20 protein-coding genes are annotated in these 16,764 nt (G+C 63.5%); 7 read left to right on the top strand and 13 right to left on the bottom strand.

Annotated elements, in window-relative coordinates; translation table 11 throughout:
• Positions 1-14 precede the first annotated feature (14 nt).
• The 3 genes from GJR99_RS07095 to GJR99_RS07085 form a co-directional block, all read right to left on the bottom strand.
• A complete protein-coding gene (locus GJR99_RS07095) occupies positions 15-749 on the bottom strand; it encodes a protein-L-isoaspartate O-methyltransferase family protein (RefSeq protein ID WP_151110639.1) in 735 nt (244 codons plus the stop codon).
• Between the two features lie 21 nt (positions 750-770).
• Entirely contained in the window at positions 771-1,709 is a 939-nt protein-coding gene (locus tag GJR99_RS07090; RefSeq protein ID WP_151110637.1) for a class I SAM-dependent methyltransferase, read from the bottom strand.
• A gap of 108 nt (positions 1,710-1,817) precedes the next feature.
• The gene (locus GJR99_RS07085) at positions 1,818-2,474 is read right to left on the bottom strand and encodes an HVO_0476 family zinc finger protein (protein WP_151113907.1); all 657 of its coding nucleotides are present in this window, start codon (positions 2,472-2,474) and stop codon (positions 1,818-1,820) included.
• A gap of 132 nt (positions 2,475-2,606) precedes the next feature.
• Between GJR99_RS07085 and GJR99_RS17830 the strand changes: the two genes are divergently transcribed.
• Positions 2,607-3,932: an outer membrane protein assembly factor BamB family protein gene (locus tag GJR99_RS17830; RefSeq protein WP_151110635.1), complete on the top strand. Its 1,326-nt coding sequence runs from the start codon at positions 2,607-2,609 to the stop codon at positions 3,930-3,932.
• The gene (locus GJR99_RS07075) at positions 3,895-4,305 is read left to right on the top strand and encodes a hypothetical protein (RefSeq protein ID WP_151110634.1); all 411 of its coding nucleotides are present in this window, start codon (positions 3,895-3,897) and stop codon (positions 4,303-4,305) included. The genes GJR99_RS17830 and GJR99_RS07075 overlap by 38 nt, the downstream gene beginning before the upstream one ends.
• Positions 4,306-4,359: 54 nt before the next feature.
• On the opposite strand, the gene GJR99_RS07070 is transcribed toward GJR99_RS07075, so the two are convergent.
• Entirely contained in the window at positions 4,360-5,319 is a 960-nt protein-coding gene (locus GJR99_RS07070) for an aminopeptidase (RefSeq protein WP_151110632.1), read from the bottom strand.
• Positions 5,320-5,520: 201 nt separating this feature from the next.
• Here GJR99_RS07070 and GJR99_RS07065 point away from each other — a divergent pair, with 201 nt between their 5' ends.
• Positions 5,521-6,588, top strand: a complete 1,068-nt coding sequence (locus GJR99_RS07065) for a type II glyceraldehyde-3-phosphate dehydrogenase (protein WP_151110630.1) — start codon at positions 5,521-5,523, stop codon at positions 6,586-6,588.
• 62 nt (positions 6,589-6,650) lie between these two features.
• On the opposite strand, the gene GJR99_RS07060 is transcribed toward GJR99_RS07065, so the two are convergent.
• A complete protein-coding gene (locus GJR99_RS07060; RefSeq protein ID WP_151110628.1) occupies positions 6,651-7,139 on the bottom strand; it encodes a metallophosphoesterase in 489 nt (162 codons plus the stop codon).
• 107 nt (positions 7,140-7,246) lie between these two features.
• On the opposite strand from GJR99_RS07060, the gene GJR99_RS07055 reads away from it, so the two are divergent.
• Complete coding sequence (locus GJR99_RS07055; protein WP_151110626.1) at positions 7,247-7,522, top strand: hypothetical protein; 276 nt, start codon at positions 7,247-7,249, stop codon at positions 7,520-7,522.
• 18 nt (positions 7,523-7,540) lie between these two features.
• Here the strand turns inward: GJR99_RS07055 and GJR99_RS07050 are convergent, their stop codons facing one another.
• From GJR99_RS07050 to gap, 5 genes are all read right to left on the bottom strand, one after another.
• The gene (locus GJR99_RS07050; protein ID WP_151110624.1) at positions 7,541-7,735 is read right to left on the bottom strand and encodes a hypothetical protein; all 195 of its coding nucleotides are present in this window, start codon (positions 7,733-7,735) and stop codon (positions 7,541-7,543) included.
• A gap of 98 nt (positions 7,736-7,833) precedes the next feature.
• Positions 7,834-9,015 carry a thiolase family protein gene (locus tag GJR99_RS07045; RefSeq protein ID WP_151110622.1) on the bottom strand — a complete coding sequence of 394 codons (1,182 nt, stop codon included), beginning with the start codon at positions 9,013-9,015 and terminating at the stop codon, positions 7,834-7,836.
• Between the two features lie 58 nt (positions 9,016-9,073).
• Positions 9,074-10,282, bottom strand: coding sequence for a phosphoglycerate kinase (locus GJR99_RS07040; RefSeq protein WP_151110620.1), 1,209 nt, complete (start codon positions 10,280-10,282; stop codon positions 9,074-9,076).
• A 57-nt stretch (positions 10,283-10,339) separates the two neighbouring features.
• On the bottom strand, positions 10,340-10,918 hold the full coding sequence (locus GJR99_RS07035) for a hypothetical protein (protein ID WP_151110618.1): 579 nt from the start codon (positions 10,916-10,918) through the stop codon (positions 10,340-10,342).
• Between the two features lie 190 nt (positions 10,919-11,108).
• Positions 11,109-12,161 (bottom strand): type I glyceraldehyde-3-phosphate dehydrogenase, encoded by a 1,053-nt coding sequence (gene gap / locus GJR99_RS07030; protein WP_151110616.1) that lies wholly within the window; start codon positions 12,159-12,161, stop codon positions 11,109-11,111.
• Positions 12,162-12,416: 255 nt separating this feature from the next.
• On the opposite strand from gap, the gene GJR99_RS07025 reads away from it, so the two are divergent.
• On the top strand, positions 12,417-12,779 hold the full coding sequence (locus tag GJR99_RS07025; RefSeq protein WP_151110613.1) for an Hsp20/alpha crystallin family protein: 363 nt from the start codon (positions 12,417-12,419) through the stop codon (positions 12,777-12,779).
• A gap of 21 nt (positions 12,780-12,800) precedes the next feature.
• On the opposite strand, the gene GJR99_RS07020 is transcribed toward GJR99_RS07025, so the two are convergent.
• Positions 12,801-13,673 (bottom strand): ATP-grasp domain-containing protein, encoded by an 873-nt coding sequence (locus GJR99_RS07020; protein ID WP_151110612.1) that lies wholly within the window; start codon positions 13,671-13,673, stop codon positions 12,801-12,803.
• Positions 13,674-13,885: 212 nt separating this feature from the next.
• Positions 13,886-14,416, bottom strand: coding sequence for a 50S ribosomal protein L16 (locus GJR99_RS07015; RefSeq protein ID WP_151110610.1), 531 nt, complete (start codon positions 14,414-14,416; stop codon positions 13,886-13,888).
• Between the two features lie 247 nt (positions 14,417-14,663).
• Here GJR99_RS07015 and GJR99_RS07010 point away from each other — a divergent pair, with 247 nt between their 5' ends.
• Entirely contained in the window at positions 14,664-15,314 is a 651-nt protein-coding gene (locus GJR99_RS07010; RefSeq protein WP_151110608.1) for a type 1 glutamine amidotransferase, read from the top strand.
• Here the strand turns inward: GJR99_RS07010 and nucS are convergent, their stop codons facing one another.
• A complete protein-coding gene (nucS, locus tag GJR99_RS07005; RefSeq protein WP_151113906.1) occupies positions 15,315-16,157 on the bottom strand; it encodes an endonuclease NucS in 843 nt (280 codons plus the stop codon).
• Positions 16,158-16,265: 108 nt separating this feature from the next.
• Here nucS and GJR99_RS07000 point away from each other — a divergent pair, with 108 nt between their 5' ends.
• On the top strand, positions 16,266-16,718 hold the full coding sequence (locus GJR99_RS07000; protein ID WP_151110606.1) for a pyridoxamine 5'-phosphate oxidase family protein: 453 nt from the start codon (positions 16,266-16,268) through the stop codon (positions 16,716-16,718).
• Positions 16,719-16,764: the final 46 nt, after the last annotated feature.

Genomic DNA, 16,764 nt, shown 5'->3' with positions numbered 1-16,764 from the left:
CAGCCCTGACTCCGTCAGCCCTGGCTCCCCCAGTCGATCCACTCTTGTTCCCACCCGTGGCCGGCGTGCCACCCGCGGCCTTCGTACTCTGGGTCTTCGCGCTTGGTTCGGTTGCGGACGATGCTCCCCGTCTGTTCGCCGTCTACGAGTAAGGGTTTAAACGAGATTGGGCCGAACTTCTCGGCGACGTCGCCGTCTTCGATGGCGACGAGCGTCTGTTCGCCCACGCCCATCGGCATGACGAGTCGCCCGTCGTCGGCGAGTTGCGCGAGGAGGCGACGTGGTGGCTTGACCGCCGAGGCTTCGACGAGGATGCGGTCGAACGGCGCGTACTCCGGAAGACCGTCCGCACCGTCTCGGCAGTCGACGAGCACGCCGGCGTATCCCGCTCGTTCGAGGTTCTGGCGGGCCTCGTAGACGAGCGTCCGTGTGATGTCCACGGCGTGGACGTTCGAGTCCCCCACGATTTCGGCGAGGACGGCGGCCGTATAGCCGACGCCAGCGCCGACGACGAGCACTTCGTCGTTCGGTTCGACCGCGAGTGCCGACAGGAGGCGGCCGACCGACGTCGGTGAGAGAATCGTCGTGTTCGTCTTGCGGTGCTCAGTCGGGCGATTTTGGTACGGTCCGTCGGTGACGAACTCGTGTCGCGGGACGCTGCGCATCGCGACGCTGAGGGCGTCGGGGAACTGGTCGAGGGTCTCTTCTAACCCATCGACCATGTCGTGGCGCAGCACCGAGTTGTCCATACGCCCGTTCGGAGACGGGCACTAATCAACCGCACGTTCGGCGACGACCGCCTGCAGGTCGGTCCCCGGTACGTTCCGGACCGTCTCGCGGGCGAATCCCGCCGAATCGACCCACGACCGGACCGTCGATTCGTCGTAGAGGTCACCACGCCCGCGTGCGAGCGCATCGACTGCCCGGCTGGTCGTCGCGTCCGTCGAACACCGTCCGTGAAGCGTGTCTACGAAGACGGCGGTCCCACCGGGTGCGAGTGCGTCGAACGCGCCAGTCACGAGCGCCGCCGCCTCGTCGGGATTCCGGCCGTCGAACGCGTCACCGACGAACACGAGGTCGAACCCGGTGACTGGTGGGTTTGTCGGGTCGCCCGCGACGAGGTCGACGCCGGCCCGCGAGAGGAGCGGTCGGACGACTTCGACCGTCTCGGCCTCGTCGACGTAACTTACGTCGAACCCGCGTTCGAGTAACTCTCGGGCGAAGACGCCGGACCCGCCTGCCAGTTCGAGGACGCGAGTCGCGTCGGGTGACTCGCGGACTGCGGCGGTCACGCAGGCACGAACGACCGATTCGTCGGTGGCGTCTTCTGCGCCGAGGCGATTTCGGACCCACTCGTCCGGCAGGTCGGGAGCGACGCCGTTCGCCATCGTCTCGGGGAGGTCGGTATAGAGTGAAAAGTAGTCGAGTGCGTGCGGGAGGCGGCCGATAGACCGAACGTCTCGCTTGGCGAGAAATCCGAGCGCCCGATTCGTTATCTCGTACTCGTCGCCGACGCGTTTGATGAACCCCATCGACGCCAGCGCTTCGACGGTGATTCTCGCCGCTCGGAGGTCGATGTCCGCGACGTCCGCGACGGCCTCGGCGGTTCCTGCAGTAGACGTGAGCGCGTCGATGACGCCGCTCTCACGGGCGGCCCAGAGGAGTGCGAGTGATTCGACCGAGGAGTGCGACCGGTCGCGAGTAGGCATATCCACACCGACGAGGTGTGGGGAGAAAATTCGTTCCGTGTCAGTCGTGGCCGGAGACGCGCGGCCGTGACCGAGGACGTGTGTCGTGGGGTGTGTCGTCGGGTTCGACTACCAGGCAGACCACGCCGACGAGGACTGGTCACGGGTGTAGACGCGCTTTGCGTCTTTGGCGTAGACCATGTCGCCGGGGTGGTCGAGTTTTCCGTGGCGGTATTCGGGGGCGTCGGCGCGGACGACGAGCCCCTCGATTTTCACTTCTTCGTCGCCGAACGACTCCGTCTCGCCGACGACGAACTCGTAGTCGCCGGGGACGTTGACGGTGATGCTGCGCGTCTCTTCGCGCTTGCCGTCTTTCGGGTGGATGGTGACGTTCACCGAGACGTTGTCGACGACGCGGGTCCAGACAGTCTGGACGTCCTTGATGAGGGCTTCCTCCACGCGTTCGTCGGGGCCGACTTCGATGCCCGTGACGCGGACGAGTTGAATCGCTTCGGGCGTATCGACGATGAACTCGTCGCCGAGTTCGATGTCTGCTTCTTTTGGTGCCGAGACTGTCGTCGAGACGGACGACCCGTCCTGGGAGACGACGACGTCCATGTCGATTTCGTCGGGAATCTCTACTTTCTCTTTGTGGACCTGACCGCACTCGGTGCACCGGACGGTCGACTGACCGCCGGGTTTCAGCACCTCGTGGACGGTGGGTTCGTCGGGCGAACACGACGGACAGGGGAGAGGGACGCGTTCGCCGGCGTCGGGTAGGCTCATGAGGGTCGCTAACCCGTCAGGCCGTAAAAAGCCGCCTTTCTGTTCGTCCGCGTGGGAGTCGGTGTCGGGGACCGTTCCCACCGGCCGAACCATGTGTGACGCTTTTCGTGTCGCCCCGCCTATGCTTCTGTGGTGTCTGGTCTCACCCGTCGTCAGTTCCTCGCCGCAGTCGGAACCGCTGGCTTCACGTCCAGCGCCGGGTGCGTCTCTGGGGGCGACCAACCGACCTACGCCGGCGAGTGGTCGCGGCGGGGGTTCGACGACGCCCGAACGGGGTTCACGCCGGCGAACGGCCCGACCGGGAACCTCACCACCGCGTGGCGCGCGTCGGTGTTCGAGGCGTACCCGACGAGTTCGCCGGTCGTCTCCGACGGACGGGTCTACTACCTTCACACGCGCGGCGGGCACGACGTCGAACACGAATCTGTCGTCTCGGCGTTCGCCGCCGCAACCGGCGAGGAACTGTGGCGAACGACCATCTCGGTGACCACGACGGACCAACCCGTCTACCACCACGACTCGCTCGCCGTCGCCGGAACGAGTCGCGCTCCGGCTGCCCATCGAACTGCGCTCGACGACGTCGCCGACGACCGTCTCTACGCGCGAACCTTCGAGGAACTCCATGCTCTGACGACCGACGGGGAACTCCTGTGGTCACACCCCGTTCCGACGACAGAACAGTCGTACCCCGTCGTCGCTCCGGTCGTCGTCTCCGACGGGGTGGCAGTGACGGCGACGTTCGGTGACCGAACCCCCCCGTCCTACGTCGTCGGCGTCGATGCCGAATCCGGTCGCCCGCGATGGACCGCTGGATTCAACGCCCACAAAGTGCCGTGGACGCTCTCGGCCGCCGACGGCACGGCTTACGTGCCGTTCCTCGGAGGCGACGCAGGTCTCGTCGCACTCGACATCGAAACCGGCCGGCGCGCGTGGGAACTGTCGCTCCCGGCCGATGGTCCTGTGACCGTCGCTGGCGAGACGATGCTCGTCCCACTCGATGGCGACCCGGAGTCGATATTGGCTATCGACCGCCGGACGCAGGAGACTCGCTGGCAGTTCCCGGCAGGACGCCGCACCGAGTCGGGCGTGGCCGTTGCGGGCGAACTCGTCTACTACTGTGCCGATAGGATGGTCGTGGCGCGCCGACTCGACACGGGTGAACTCGTCTGGTCGTTCGGGCCGACACCGGCCGTCTCACTCAGTTGGACGCCAGTGGTCGCCGGCACGACGGTCTACGTCGTCGCCGAACGGCAGAACGAAGACGGCTCTCCGAACTACCTGTACGCGCTCGACGCCACCACCGGGACCGTTCGTGGGTCGGGACGGGTCGGAGGGTCGCCCGATACCGGCGGACTCGCTGTCGTCGATGGCGCGGCGTACCTCGCGCTGGGTCGCGGTGAGTTGCTGTGTTTCGAATCCTGTGGACCGTCAGTCGCTGGTCGGTGTCTCGGGAGGTAGACGGCCCGAGCCCAAACTGACAACAGAATTAACTCACGGCCTCGTCACCTCGCGCTGGTGGTATCCGCTTGCCATCGGACCGGTGTTGTTCCTCGCGGGACTCGGTGTGTTCGTGGTTCCGTTCGGGGACACACTGACGTTTTTAGAGAACTTCGTCATTCGAACCGCTGGCTTCAGCCTGCTCACCGGAACCGGCGTGGCGCTGTTTTCGTTCGGTCTCGCAGCGGACCTCACGGCAGTTCGAGGGAGCACGATAGAATGGACGCCGGGAACCCGCAGATACGTCTTGCCGGCACTTCTCGTTCTTGGCCTCTTGCCCGTCGTCGCGGCAGTCTACCTGTTCAACCGGCACCGGCACGTCGGCGTGCCGTGAGTAGACGGACCGACGACCGATACTGCGAAAACGAACGATGGCAGTAGAACCGACCTACGGCTGTGGAAGTTCGACTTCCTCGCCGTCGGCGTACACCGTCGGGTCGCGGATGATACCGTCTAAGTGGAGCGGTGCGTCGGTGTCGCCGCCGATACCCGCGTCGTCACCGATTGCGATGTGGACCGTGCCGGCGGCCTTCTCGTCTAAGAGGACAGAACCGACGAGGTCGGTCACGCCGACGTTGGTTCCGATGCCGATTTCTGCGAGGTTGAACGCGTCTTGGCCGACTGCTTCGGCCGCCGTCTCGACCTGCTCGCGGATGTCGTCGTCGGAGATGTGAGTAACGTAGCCGTCTTCGACGTCGAACCGAAGGTCCTGTCCGTCGTCTAAGAGGCCGTGAGGCATCATCGTCCCGTCGACGACGTAGGTGCCGGTGGCGGATTCGGGACTGAGGAAGATTTCACCCGCGGGGAGGTTCGAAAAGGACCCCGACTCGGAGATGTCACCCGTGTCTGCGAGCCACTCGCGGTCACCGCGGACGAAGGTGATGTCCGTGCCTTTCTCGGTGGTGACGCGAACCTCGTCGGCGTCACCGACGGCGTCGAGCATCGCTTCGCTGTGGTCGTAGATGGCGTCGTAGTCGGCGTCGAGACCGGTGACGAACACGTCTTCGGTGATGCCGGGGAGTGTCGCTCCACGGGCCCCTTCGTCGCACGCGTTGCCACGGGCGCGAGTGTGACTGAGACTCTTCGTCGTCGGGGCGAGGAAGGCGTCCGCCTCTGCCATCGCTGCCGCGACAGGTGCGGGCGGTTCTTCACCGTGCTGGCTCCCCGGCGGGTACCGAACGATGGAGGCGTCGTCGGTCACGTCGCACCCAACCTCGTAGAGTGCTTCACCGATACGTTCGCGCTTGTCGTCGGTGACAACGAGCAGCGATTCGTCGGCTTGCAGGTCGAGACACTGGAAAATCGCCGTCTCGCTGGCGGCGCGGAGTTCGGAGTCGTCCGTCGTCATGGTCACTGCTGTGTCTCCGGGTGGGTTAGGCGTTCCCATCTGGACACCCTCGGTCGGTTCTGGCCAGCACTGTCGCGACGAAACCCCTCGCAGGTAACTTCACTCACTCCAGGAATAATCCGGCGACTCACTCACCTTGGAGTTAATTTCTGGGCATTAACCATCGAAATAACTATGGTCGACTACGGCCGTTTGTCTTCTATGATACGAGTGGGTGTCAACGGCTATGGAACAATCGGGAAGCGCGTCGCTGACGCAGTCGAGGCGCAACCTGATATGGAAATCATTGGCGTAGCCAAGACGCAACCCAACTTCGAAGCGCACACCGCCGTCAAACGAGGCTACCCGATGTACGCCGCCATCCCCGAACGGGCCCCGCTGTTCGCCGAGGCCGGCATCGACATCGCCGGTGAGGTAGACGAACTCGTCGCGGAAGCGGACGTCATCGTCGACTGTACGCCCTCTGGCATCGGTGCGAAGAACCGCGAACTGTACGAGACACACCACACGCCCGCAATCTTCCAGGGCGGCGAAGACGCAGACGTTGCCGACGTGAGTTTCAACGCGCGGTCGAACTACGACGCGGCCCGCGACGTCGACTACGTCCGCGTCGTCTCGTGTAACACGACCGGACTCTCGCGCATCATCGCTCCGCTCGAAGAGGAGTACGGTGTCGAGAAGGTCCGCGCGACGCTCGTTCGTCGCGGTGGCGACCCTGGTCAGAACTCTCGTGGTCCCATCAACGACATCCTGCCGAACCCCATCAAGGTCCCCTCGCACCACGGTCCCGACGTGAAGACCATCTTCCCGAACCTCGAAATCGACACGCTCGGTCTGAAGGTTCCGGCGACGCTGATGCACGTCCACGCCCTCAACGTCACCCTCAAAGACGACGTGACGGGCGCTCACGTCCGCCAACTGCTCGAAGGCGAAGGCCGCATCTACGTCATCCCGGAGGGCCTCGGCATCGACGGTGCTGGCAAACTCAAGGACCTCGCACTCGACGCCGAACGCCCGCGCGGTGACCTCTGGGAGAACTGTGTCTGGGGCGAGTCTATCGGCGTCAACGGCCGCGACCTCTACTTGTTCCAGGCTATCCACCAGGAGTCCGACGTGATTCCCGAGAACGTCGACGCGATTCGCGCGATGTTCGAACTCGAAGACCAGAAGACGAGCATGGAACTGACCGACCGGAAGATCGGCGTCGGCATCTCCGGCGACCCTTCTGGGTTCTCTGAACAGGCGCGTGCGGAGTTCGCTGACGACTAATCAGCGAATCGTCTGTTCACCCTCCTTCTCACTCGTTCTTTCGTCTTCTACTCGACCTCGAGTTACAACGCTTCGAACGAGATGGTTCCCGTATCGAGGTCCAACACGGCGACGTGGAACGACTCGTCGGCCCCCGGAATCGGAAGGCCGCCAGGGTTGACGTGGACCGTCCCGTTTCGCTGTTCGTACGTCCGCTGGTGCGTGTGTCCTCGGAAGACGTAGTCGTAGGTCCCCGACTCGACGAGTGCGTCGACGAGGGTCACCTCCGTGCCGTGGTAGACGGCGATGTCCGTCTCGTCGAACGTCAGCTGGGCCACGTCGTCGTGGTACGTCCCGAACGACTCGACTACCTCGCGGAGTTTCCACTCGCCGTCGTTGTTGCCGCGGACCGCGTGAAAGTCGAAGTCTGCGTCGAACGGTGTGGCCGAGAAGGGTGCGACGATGTCGCCGCAGTGGACGACTACGTCTACGTTCTCGCGTTCGAAGTGCGATACCGCCGCCTCGACGAGGTCGAGGTTGTCGTGCGTGTCGGAGACGACGCCGAGTTTCATGGCCGTCGATTCGGCGGCATCCGATTTCAACGTTGGCCGACACTTATGTCGCGGGCGCTCGCTGTCGTATCTATGTCCCCGCAGACCGACGAACTGGAGGCCGGCCCGTGACCGACGACGAACACGCCAATACCCTGAAATCGTCCGACTCAGAGATGCTCGTCCTCGTAACCGGTGACAGAGGGAACGTCTTTGCTGGCGCTATCCTCGTCGGAATCTCGGTGTTCGACGCGGCCCAGACGCTCGCGATTCGCGCGGCGGGTGCGTTTCCAAACACCGATGCCCTCGGTGCACTCTTCACGCTCTTGGTCTTTGCAGTCGGCGTCGTCTTCCTCGTGCAGGGTGCTGCCGGCCTCTTCGCGGCGAGAGGAGACGCGGCGTAGGTGTCGGTGTCCCCCGGCCTACAAGCCGAGAAGCTTCGCCACGCCGACAACCACGAGGATAACACCGACGAACCGAAAGGCGACGCCTCGGGTGTCGATGGACTGGCCACCGTGAGTGAACGGCCCCACCCGTAGCCCGAACGTCAGGAAACTCGGGAAGAAGTACAGGAGTATGCCGACCCCGACGAGGGCGAGACTCGACTGGAGAGACATGACTCACCGATTGGGTGGTTTGGTGAAAGGTTCTCCGGCGGTCAGCCCTCACGGGCCACGTATGGCGTAACGCCGACTCTCACCAAACAGTCCGGCGTTCAGACCCGTTCGACGAGCGTCGCGATTCCCTGTCCGAAGCCGATACACATCGTCGAGAGGCCGTACTGGCCGCCGCAGTCTTCGAGTTGGTACGGGAGTTTGCCGAGGAGCGCCGCACCGGTCGCACCGAGTGGGTGGCCGTGGGCGATTGCACCGCCCCAGACGTTCGTCTTCTCCCAGTCTGCACCCGTCTCTTCGAGCCACGCACCGATGACCGACGCGAACGCCTCGTTCACCTCGAACCGGTCGATATCGTCGATGTCGAGGTCGTTCTCCGCGAGTATCTCGGTCGTCGCAGGAATCGGCCCCGTCAACATCGTCTTGGGGTCGACGCCGACGACGTGGGTATCGACGATACGGGCGATGGGGTCCCAGCCATACTCCTCGCAGGCGTCACCCGAGGCGACGAGCGTCGCCGCCGCGCCATCGACGATTCCGGACGCGTTCCCTGGGTGGATGACACCGTCGCCCTCCTCGCGGAACACGAGCGGGAGGCCTTCGAGTGTCTCCATATCTGTCTCGGGGCGCGGATGTTCGTCCTGTTCGACGACGCGTGTCTCGCCGTCTCTCTCGACTTCGACTGGGACGACCTGTTCGTCGTACTTGCCTGCCTCGGCGGCACGCCCCCAGCGCGACTGCGAGTCCACTGCAATCTCGTCGACGTCTGCTCGTGAGAGGCCCCACTGTTCGGCGATTCGCTCGGCACCCTCTCCCTGTGAGGTGAGTTCGTCGAAGTGGTCGAAGTAGGTCTCTGTCACGTTCGAGGCGTCTGCGAACGTCAGTCGGTCGACGGCGGAGTCCGACGCCATCGGGACACGCGTCATGTGTTCGACACCGCCAGCGACGAGCACGTCGTGCATTCTCCCACGAATCTGCCCGGCGGCGAAGTTGATTGCCTGCTGGCCAGACCCGCACATCCGGTTCAGTTGGACACCGGGGATGCCGTCACCCCATCCAGCGACCATCGGCGCCAGTCGGCCGATGTTCATCCCCTGTTCGCCGACGGGTGTGACACAGCCATAGACGACGTCTTCCGGGTCTTCGGACCCGTCGAATCCGAGGCGGTCCTCCAGCGCGAGCAAGGGTTTCGCGGCGAGGTCCTGTGGATGAAGGCCGCTGAACGACCCCTTTCGCTTCCCGAAGGGCGTCCGGACGGCGTCGACGATGTAGGCGTCCTGCATACTACCCTGCTCGGAGGGGCGGTCAATATTGTTTGTGTACGAACAGACTGCCCCGTTCTCAGTCCTGTTTCAGGACTTCGATACCGGCCAGTGGCGCACCGGTCAGCGCACGGATGTACGCGCCGCCAGCGATAGAGACGTGGCCGAAGTCGGACTCGTCCATGCCGTACATCTCGATGGCGCGGGAGGTGTCGCCACCGCCGACGACCGAGAAGCAGTCCGTCTCGGAGATGGCGCGGAGGACGCCGACCGTCCCGACAGAGAAGCGCTCGTCTTCGAACAAGCCGAGGGCACCCTTCACGAAGACGGCCTCGGAGTCGCGGATGACGGGGTCGTACGTCTCGACTGTCTCGGTCCCGACGTCGAGATACGCGCGGTCTTTCTCGTCGATGTCCGAGACGGCGACTTCGCCGCGTTCGTCGTTCTCGTCTTCGTACGCGAGGTCCACGGCGAGCGAAATCTGGTCGCCGCGTTCGTCGAGCAGCGACTCGATAGTCTCTCGGTTGGCCTCCCACTGGTCGTCGAAGAAGTCCATGCCTTCGAGGTCGAACCCGACGTCGTTGCCGGCGGCGCGGAGGAACAACTCGCCGGCGATACCGCCGAGTAAGAACTGGTCGACTTTGTCGCCGAGGTTGTTCATCACGTCGATGACGTCGGTGGCTTTCGTCCCGCCGACGACCATCGTCACCTGTCCGTCGAACTCACGGGTTGCGATAGACGAGTTCGCCTCGTACTCGCTTTGCATCACGCGCCCGGCGTAGGCGGGCAAGGCGAGGGCGAACCCGACGAGGGAGGCGTGCGAGCGGTGGGCCGCCGAGTACGCGTCGTTGATGTAGGCGTCGAAGTGGGGAGCGAGCGTCTGGACGAACTCGGTGTCGGCCTTGGCTTCGGGGGCTTCTTCGGGGAGTTCCTCGTCACACATCCGGGTGTTTTCGAGGAGGAGAATCTCGCCCGCGTCGAGCGATTCGATGGCGTCGATAGCCTCGTCGCCGTAGGTGTCGGCGACGAACTGGACGTCGTGGCCGACGTGCTCTGCGAGGATATCGGCGTGCTGGTCGAGCGAGACGAAGTCGTCGCCACCGGGGCGGCCCTGGTGGGCCATCAGGACGACTCTGTCTCCACGTTCGGCGAGTTCGCGGACGGTCTCCGCGTGTCGGTCGAACCGACGGTTGTCCTGTACTTCGCCGTCCTCGACGGGGGAGTTGAGGTCGAGGCGGACGAGGACACGCTGGCCGGGTTCGAGGTCGTCGAGCGTCTTGAAGGTCATCACCTCGAAGAACGTAGGCGAGTCACTTAGTGGTGTAGAAAACGGGCGACGACTGCCTCACGACTCGGTGAGTTCGACCGTCACCGTCGGTTCGGCGACGTACCGGCGCCCACCGTCGCGTTCGGTCACGACGATTCGGGCCGCGACGGTCAGTTCCGTCGGCAACTCGTCGTCGTACAAGAGAAAGTGCATGGGGAGTTGGGAGAACTCGAACTCGTCGAACTCGTCTACCAGGACGACCGTCGCGTTTCTCTGTCCGGACTCGGCGAACGTGAACGGCGGGAACCCGACCGTGTGGCGTCTCACGTACACGACGGGGTGCATGCCGGGTGAACTCGTCGTGAACGCGTACCGAACCGAGTCGAACGTCACTCGCTCGCCCCGTCTGGCGTAGACGTCGAACGCAGCCACGTCACTATCCGACTCGTCGTCTGCGTCTTCGAATGGGTCGACGCGGAACTCCACGAGTCGGTCGTCGTCACGGCTGTAGACGAGGGCTGGCCCGCCACGGATTTCTCCTTCATCTGGGTCGGAGAGTGGTGTCGGATTGGACGTCGTCGGCGCGGCACAACCGGCGAGTGGCGCGGTGACGACAGGGACCGAAGCGGCCGATTGGAGGAACTGTCTGCGACGCATCAGTCGAGTGTCACGCGCCTGCCGTATTGGTGTTGTGTTGGTCGTTGGGTGTTGTGTCGGTCGTCGGCCGAGGGTGGCGACACGACGCAACACGACGCGACACGACGCAACACGACGCAACACGACGCGACACGACGGACTCTCGACTGGCCGGTCGAAAAACGAAGAAAACCGAAGCGCGGGTGTGAGATTACTGGTGGGTGACGAAGTGGGCGACGTCGAGCATGCGGTTGGAGAACCCGTACTCGTTGTCGTACCACGTCAGAATCTTGTAGAGACCGCCGTCGTTGACCTGGTTGGTCGAGTTGAGGTCGACGGTGCTGGAAAAGGGCAGTCCGAGGATGTCACGGGAGGTGACTTCGTCGTCAGTGTAGCCGAGGACGCCCGCGAGCGGGCCGGAGTCGGCGGCAGCGCGGAAGGCGTCGTTGAGTTCCTCGACAGACGGTTTCTCGTCGAGTTGGACGACGAGTTCGGTCAGCGAACCGTTCGGAACGGGGACGCGAATCGCCATCCCGTCGAGTTTTCCGTCGAGTTGCGGCAGAATCTCGGTGGTCGCCTGTGCGGCACCAGTCGTCGTCGGGACGATGTTCTCGGCGGCGGCGCGGCCACGGCGCTGCTTGCCGTGCGGTCCGTCGATGAGGTTCTGGCTTCCAGTGTAGGCGTGAACCGTTGTCATGAGGCCGTTCTGGATGCCGAACTCGTCGTCGAGCACCTTCGCGACCGGCGTGACGGAGTTCGTCGTACAGGAGGCGTTGGAGACGACGTCTTCGCCGTCGTACTCGTCGTGGTTGACACCGTAAACGAGCTGTTTGACCGGTTCGTCTCCCTTCGGCGGTGCGGAGATGACGACCTTGTCCGCACCTGCGTCGAGGTGCGACGAGGCGTCTTCCTTCGTGCGGAAGATGCCGGTACATTCGAGCGCCACGTCGACGTCGAGTTCGCCCCACGGCAGTTCTGCCGGGGACTGAACGTTGTAGAGGCCGACAGACGTACCGCCGATAGTCAGCGAGTCACCGTCGCGTTCGACGCCGTCGAGGCGGCCCATGACGGAGTCGTACTTCGCGAGGTATGCCATGTCGTCGAAATCCATGACGTCGTTGATGGCGACGAGTTCGACTTTGGGGTTGTCGAGGACGGCACGGAAGATGTTCCGGCCGATTCGACCAAAGCCGTTGAGTGCCACCCGCACCACGTCCGACTCGTCCACGTTCTCGCCCGCGCTGAGGTAGGATTTTTCACTCATATTCGAGTAGTTTCCACCTGGACATCGCCGTGCCAGCAGTATATCTGTTTCGGTAAATCCGACCAAATCGAACGTTACCTTTCACACCCGATCACAAAACAAACTAAACGAACACAAACAACCAGATTCACACGCCAACCGACAGACAGCTAGGTGGCCGAGAGCGTCCGTCTCGCGTCCGAAATCGTCACGATTCGTTGCCAAGTGACTGTCACAGACAGAAACGTTTTATCCTCCGATTTCATAGCGGCCCCCATGGTCAGAGACGACCGCGACGACCCGTTCGACAACATCTTCGATGAAATCGAACGGATGATGAACGACATGACTGGAGGAGACGCCGGTTTTGCCTCCGAAACCCATATCGACGTATACGATGAGGGTTCTACACTCCGACTCGTCGCGGACCTTCCGGGCGTCAACAAAGACGCAATCGACCTCAAGTGCGACGGAGAGACCCTGACGATTAGCGCCGCAAGTGACCGCCGCGAGTTCGACGAACGCATCCGCCTCCCGGCACGCGTCGACGAACACTCCGCGAAGGCCACCTACAACAACGGCGTCCTGCAGGTCACGTTCGACCGCGCTGAGGATTCTGCCGCCATCGACGTCGAATAATCGACGGCTGAAACGGCAGCACTACGACTTTTTCGCGACCCGTTCGACGAGCGCCGCCAGTCTATCGAAGAAGTCCTCGTCGTACTTGGTGTCGTCGTCGATAGTCGGTCGCGCGTTCGTCTCGGAGACGACGACCCGCCCGTCGGATTCGAGGAGGTCGACGCCGAGATAGTTGATGTCGAGTTCTGCTGCAACGGCTTCTGCGAGACGCCGGTGGCGGTCCGGGAGAGTCACGCCGACTGCCACTGCACCCCGGTGGACGTTGTGTTTCCATCGCCCGTCCGCACGTGCGCGCTCGGGCAGGCGACGTTCGACTGCACCGACGACTGACCCGTCGAGGACCATCGCACGGTAGTCGCGGGCGTCCGGAAGCCACTCTTGGACGAGATACGACTTGTCGCCGGTCGCACGGTAGTCGTGGACGAGATTCAGGTGGTCGACGAGGCCAGACAGCGAATCTGGGTCGTGGGCCTTCGCGATACCGACACCACGGGTCGTCGAGTTCGGCTTGACGACGACGGGATAGTCGAGTCCCGCCTGCTCGATGGCGTCCATGAGCGACTCGTCGTCGGTCGGATTCGAGACGTAGACGCTCTGCAGTACGGGGATGTTGGCCCGTGAGAGTGCCGCGACGACGCCTGCCTTGTTCCGCGAGGTGAGGATGTCAGCACGTGTGTTCACCCACGGGATGTCGTGTCTCGCGGCGACGACACCGCCTTCCATCGTCCGCGACGGATAGACGAATCCCACGTCGAACTCCCTCGCTGGCGGTGTCGAGAGGTCGAGTGCGAACTGTTCGGCACGGAGGTGCCCCACGTCGATGCCGCGCGCAGCGAGTGGGTCGCGCATTCGCTCGAACGTCTCGCTGCTGGTCGTCACCGCCAGACGAAGCATACGCTACGAGGAGACGGCCTCGGTCAAAAGTGAGGTGGTTCGCGTGAATCGAGTGTGCGATTTTACGCGAGTGCGAACGTACGCGACGAGCAGCTCTTCGCCGCGTTCAGCGAACCCGTCGAAGAGTCACTGCGCGAATGAACGCTTACGCGACGAGCAGCTCTTCGCCGCGTTCAGCGAACCCGTCGAAGAGTCACTGCGCGAATGAACGCTTACGCGACGAGCAGCTCTTCGCCGCGTTCGACGTCGATGCGGCACGGTGGCGACATCTTGTTGTAGGCGCGGCGGAAGGCGTCCTTCGCGATTTCCGCGTCCTCGACGTCGCAGTAGATGGTGAAGACGGCCTCGCCGCGCGGGATGCGAGCGGCGGTGCCGACGACCTTACCGAACGACTGGCGCATTCCGTCAGAGACACGGTCTGCACCTGCACCGGTTGCCTGCTTGTTCTCGCGGATGACGTGGTGCGGGAACTTGCGCAGGATCATCTTGTACTGCTTCTCACCGGCGTTCTTGAGCATGAGACGGTTGGCCGAGAGGCGTGCGGATTCGAGCGAACCGTGGCGAATCTGGCACTCTTCGTCGACTCGCAGGGAGATCTGGACAGGGTAGTCCTCGGGGGCCGCCTGCAGGTCGCCCATGTTGTGCTGTGCGATCTTGGAACCGGGAATTCCCGTGATGTACTCGCGTCGCGTGTACGCCGGGTTCTTGATTTCCCGGTACATAGAGGCGGGTTTGTCTGACATGGTTACTTGTGAAACCGAAGGGTTAGGCGGGCTAAAAACGCTTCGAAGATTCACCGTCTCTCGGCCTGTGTGAGCGTCTCACACGAAAGTTCTTCATTTTCGGCGGTACCTTGTCGCGTTGCTCACCGAAATCCCCCACGAGACCGGTTAGAGGCCGTCGTTTCCCACGGTCTGTGGGTTTCGAGCGGTCACGAACGCACGTGACACTACCACACGCTTATCAGATACCACCGCTTCGGTCCGGTCGATGTTGCTCGTCTGCGATACCATGCCACAGGACGGCCCGTCGTACTTTACCGACGCGCTCGCGTCGCTCGCGCTCGACGGCCGCGACGGTGTCGTTCACTCGTTACCTGGCGATGGCCTGCCGACGCTCTCAGACGTCGACGCCGTCGTCGTCACCGGAAGTACTGCAGGCGTCTACGAGACCGCAGAGCGCCCGTGGATAGACGACGGCCACCGCCTCGTCCGTGAACTCGTCGCGCGCGAGATTCCGACACTCGGTGTCTGCTTCGGCCATCAACTCGTCAACGACGCACTCGGTGGAACCGTCGAATCCGGGGACCAGAAACGCGGTCTCGTCGATATCGAGTTGGCCGACGACCCAGTGTTCGAGGGAGTTTCGGGGCAGATTCCGATGGTCCACGGCGACTACGTGGTCGAGCCCGGTGACCGTATGGAGACCATCGGTGCTGCCGACTACTACGACCACCTCGCCACGCGACACGAGTCCGCGCCAGTCTGGACCGTCCAGTACCACCCCGAGTTCACGGCGGCACTCCTCGACCGCATCGCAGACGACTTCGGATGGCCCGACGGCGACGAGAACCGCGACTTCGACGACGTGACGGCCGTGAAAACGGTCGAAAACTTCGCTGGACTCGCCGGTCTCGACTGACTACGCGTCTGACGCCGCTTTTTCGTCCGATTCGCCATCTTCGCCACCTTCGCCCGCGTCGTTCTCGTCGTTCTCGTCGGCCGCGTCGTTCTCGTTACCCTCGTCGTCTTCGACCGGTGGTTCGCCCGTCTCGGGGTCGAGTGCGACGAACTCCAGGCCCTCGCGCTCGAGTAAACTCGTCGCCCGCTCGGTGACCGACGGCGCGACGAGGACGCCACGAACCCGTTCGTCGTCACCGAACTCTCGGTGCAAGGCGTCGACGTATCGCCGGAGTTGGCTCGCCGCAGAGGGGCCGACACGCCGGCGTTTCAACTCCACGACGACGGGGACGCCGTCGGCGTCTTCACCGAAGATGTCTATCGGGCCAGCGTCGCTCTGACGCTCCGTTTCGAGTGGTTCGAACCCTGCTTCGAGAATCGACGGATTTGCGAGGATGTGCTGTCGCAGGTCTTCTTCGCTCCCCGTGAGTTCGAGGTCGCTACGGTCGTTCACTCTGTAGACCGAACACTGGTCGACGCGTTCGAAGTGAACGTCGAGACGCTCGTCGGGATTCGAGCGCGTACTTCGGATGCGGAGGCGGCCATCGCGCACGCTCGCGGAGTGCGTACATCCCGGTGGTTGCCAGTTGACTGGTGTGCGCTTTTCGTCGGTGTGAACGAGGATGGAGCCGTCCGGTTTCAGAATCACCAGTCGGTCACCGGGGCCGAGTTCGCTCGTCGCGCGGCCGTCGTACTCTACGGTACACCGTCCGAATACGGTGCACATCTCGCCATCCTCGAACGCCGATTCGAGGTGGACGAGTGCGTCGCGATGGGTCGGTCGGTGGAGTGTGTTCACCGTCATCCGGGTGTCGCCCAGCGATTCGTGACCGTCGGGCATAAGCCCCCCGTCGTCGTCGGAAACGTTTCGGTTCGCTTGCATGCTTATCTCCTCCCCATGCGTACTGGTAACATGGCCCCTGAATCCGCGGAGACCAACCGCATCGTAATGCCGGACGAAGAGATTGACCGGATACTCCGTGAGGAGGGTGTCGGCGTTCTCTCGCTCGCCGACGACGGCGTCGCCTACGGTCTCCCACTCTCGTTCGGCTACGACGCCGACCGAAACCGACTCTATTTCGTCTTCCTCCGTCCCGGCGAGACGTCACGGAAGACAGAGTTCGCAGAGCGAACTGCGCGGGCGAGTTTCACTGTGTGGCAGTTCCCGTCGCGCTACGAGTGGCAGAGCGTCATCGTCGAGGGCGAACTCCACCCCATCGAAGACGACGAGTGGCACCACGTCTGCGACGTCCTCGAAGACAACGCGAAATATCCGAGTCTCTTCTCGGAGACGGAATCGATGCAGGACATCCTCGGGTGGGAACTCCGAATCGACCAGCGGTCGGGAATTCAGCGACACGGCTGATGGGTATCGCGTCTGCGCAGACTGACCGCACTCCCGCGGTTCATCT

Source organism: Haloferax marinum (genome assembly GCF_009674625.1).
Classification (GTDB): Archaea; Halobacteriota; Halobacteria; order Halobacteriales; family Haloferacaceae; genus Haloferax; species Haloferax marinum.
The sequence above is the reverse complement of the archived record's forward strand: the minus strand, read 5'-3'. Positions and strand labels throughout refer to the sequence as shown.

What these genes read in the sequence shown, in the direction of transcription:
- GJR99_RS07010 (WP_151110608.1), top strand. Translation starts at nt 14,664, where the DNA reads ATGTTGCTCGTCTGCGATACCATGCCACAGGACGGCCCGTCGTACTTT.
- GJR99_RS07065 (WP_151110630.1), top strand. Translation starts at nt 5,521, where the DNA reads ATGATACGAGTGGGTGTCAACGGCTATGGAACAATCGGGAAGCGCGTC.
- GJR99_RS07040 (WP_151110620.1), bottom strand. Translation starts at nt 10,282, where the DNA reads ATGACCTTCAAGACGCTCGACGACCTCGAACCCGGCCAGCGTGTCCTC.
- GJR99_RS07090 (WP_151110637.1), bottom strand. Translation starts at nt 1,709, where the DNA reads ATGCCTACTCGCGACCGGTCGCACTCCTCGGTCGAATCACTCGCACTC.
- GJR99_RS07060 (WP_151110628.1), bottom strand. Translation starts at nt 7,139, where the DNA reads ATGAAACTCGGCGTCGTCTCCGACACGCACGACAACCTCGACCTCGTC.
- gap (WP_151110616.1), bottom strand. Translation starts at nt 12,161, where the DNA reads ATGAGTGAAAAATCCTACCTCAGCGCGGGCGAGAACGTGGACGAGTCG.
- GJR99_RS07050 (WP_151110624.1), bottom strand. Translation starts at nt 7,735, where the DNA reads ATGTCTCTCCAGTCGAGTCTCGCCCTCGTCGGGGTCGGCATACTCCTG.
- GJR99_RS07095 (WP_151110639.1), bottom strand. Translation starts at nt 749, where the DNA reads ATGGACAACTCGGTGCTGCGCCACGACATGGTCGATGGGTTAGAAGAG.
- GJR99_RS07000 (WP_151110606.1), top strand. Translation starts at nt 16,266, where the DNA reads ATGGCCCCTGAATCCGCGGAGACCAACCGCATCGTAATGCCGGACGAA.
- GJR99_RS07085 (WP_151113907.1), bottom strand. Translation starts at nt 2,474, where the DNA reads ATGAGCCTACCCGACGCCGGCGAACGCGTCCCTCTCCCCTGTCCGTCG.
- GJR99_RS07070 (WP_151110632.1), bottom strand. Translation starts at nt 5,319, where the DNA reads ATGACGACGGACGACTCCGAACTCCGCGCCGCCAGCGAGACGGCGATT.
- GJR99_RS07035 (WP_151110618.1), bottom strand. Translation starts at nt 10,918, where the DNA reads ATGCGTCGCAGACAGTTCCTCCAATCGGCCGCTTCGGTCCCTGTCGTC.
- GJR99_RS07045 (WP_151110622.1), bottom strand. Translation starts at nt 9,015, where the DNA reads ATGCAGGACGCCTACATCGTCGACGCCGTCCGGACGCCCTTCGGGAAG.
- GJR99_RS07025 (WP_151110613.1), top strand. Translation starts at nt 12,417, where the DNA reads ATGGTCAGAGACGACCGCGACGACCCGTTCGACAACATCTTCGATGAA.
- nucS (WP_151113906.1), bottom strand. Translation starts at nt 16,157, where the DNA reads ATGACGGTGAACACACTCCACCGACCGACCCATCGCGACGCACTCGTC.
- GJR99_RS07020 (WP_151110612.1), bottom strand. Translation starts at nt 13,673, where the DNA reads ATGCTTCGTCTGGCGGTGACGACCAGCAGCGAGACGTTCGAGCGAATG.
- GJR99_RS07015 (WP_151110610.1), bottom strand. Translation starts at nt 14,416, where the DNA reads ATGTCAGACAAACCCGCCTCTATGTACCGGGAAATCAAGAACCCGGCG.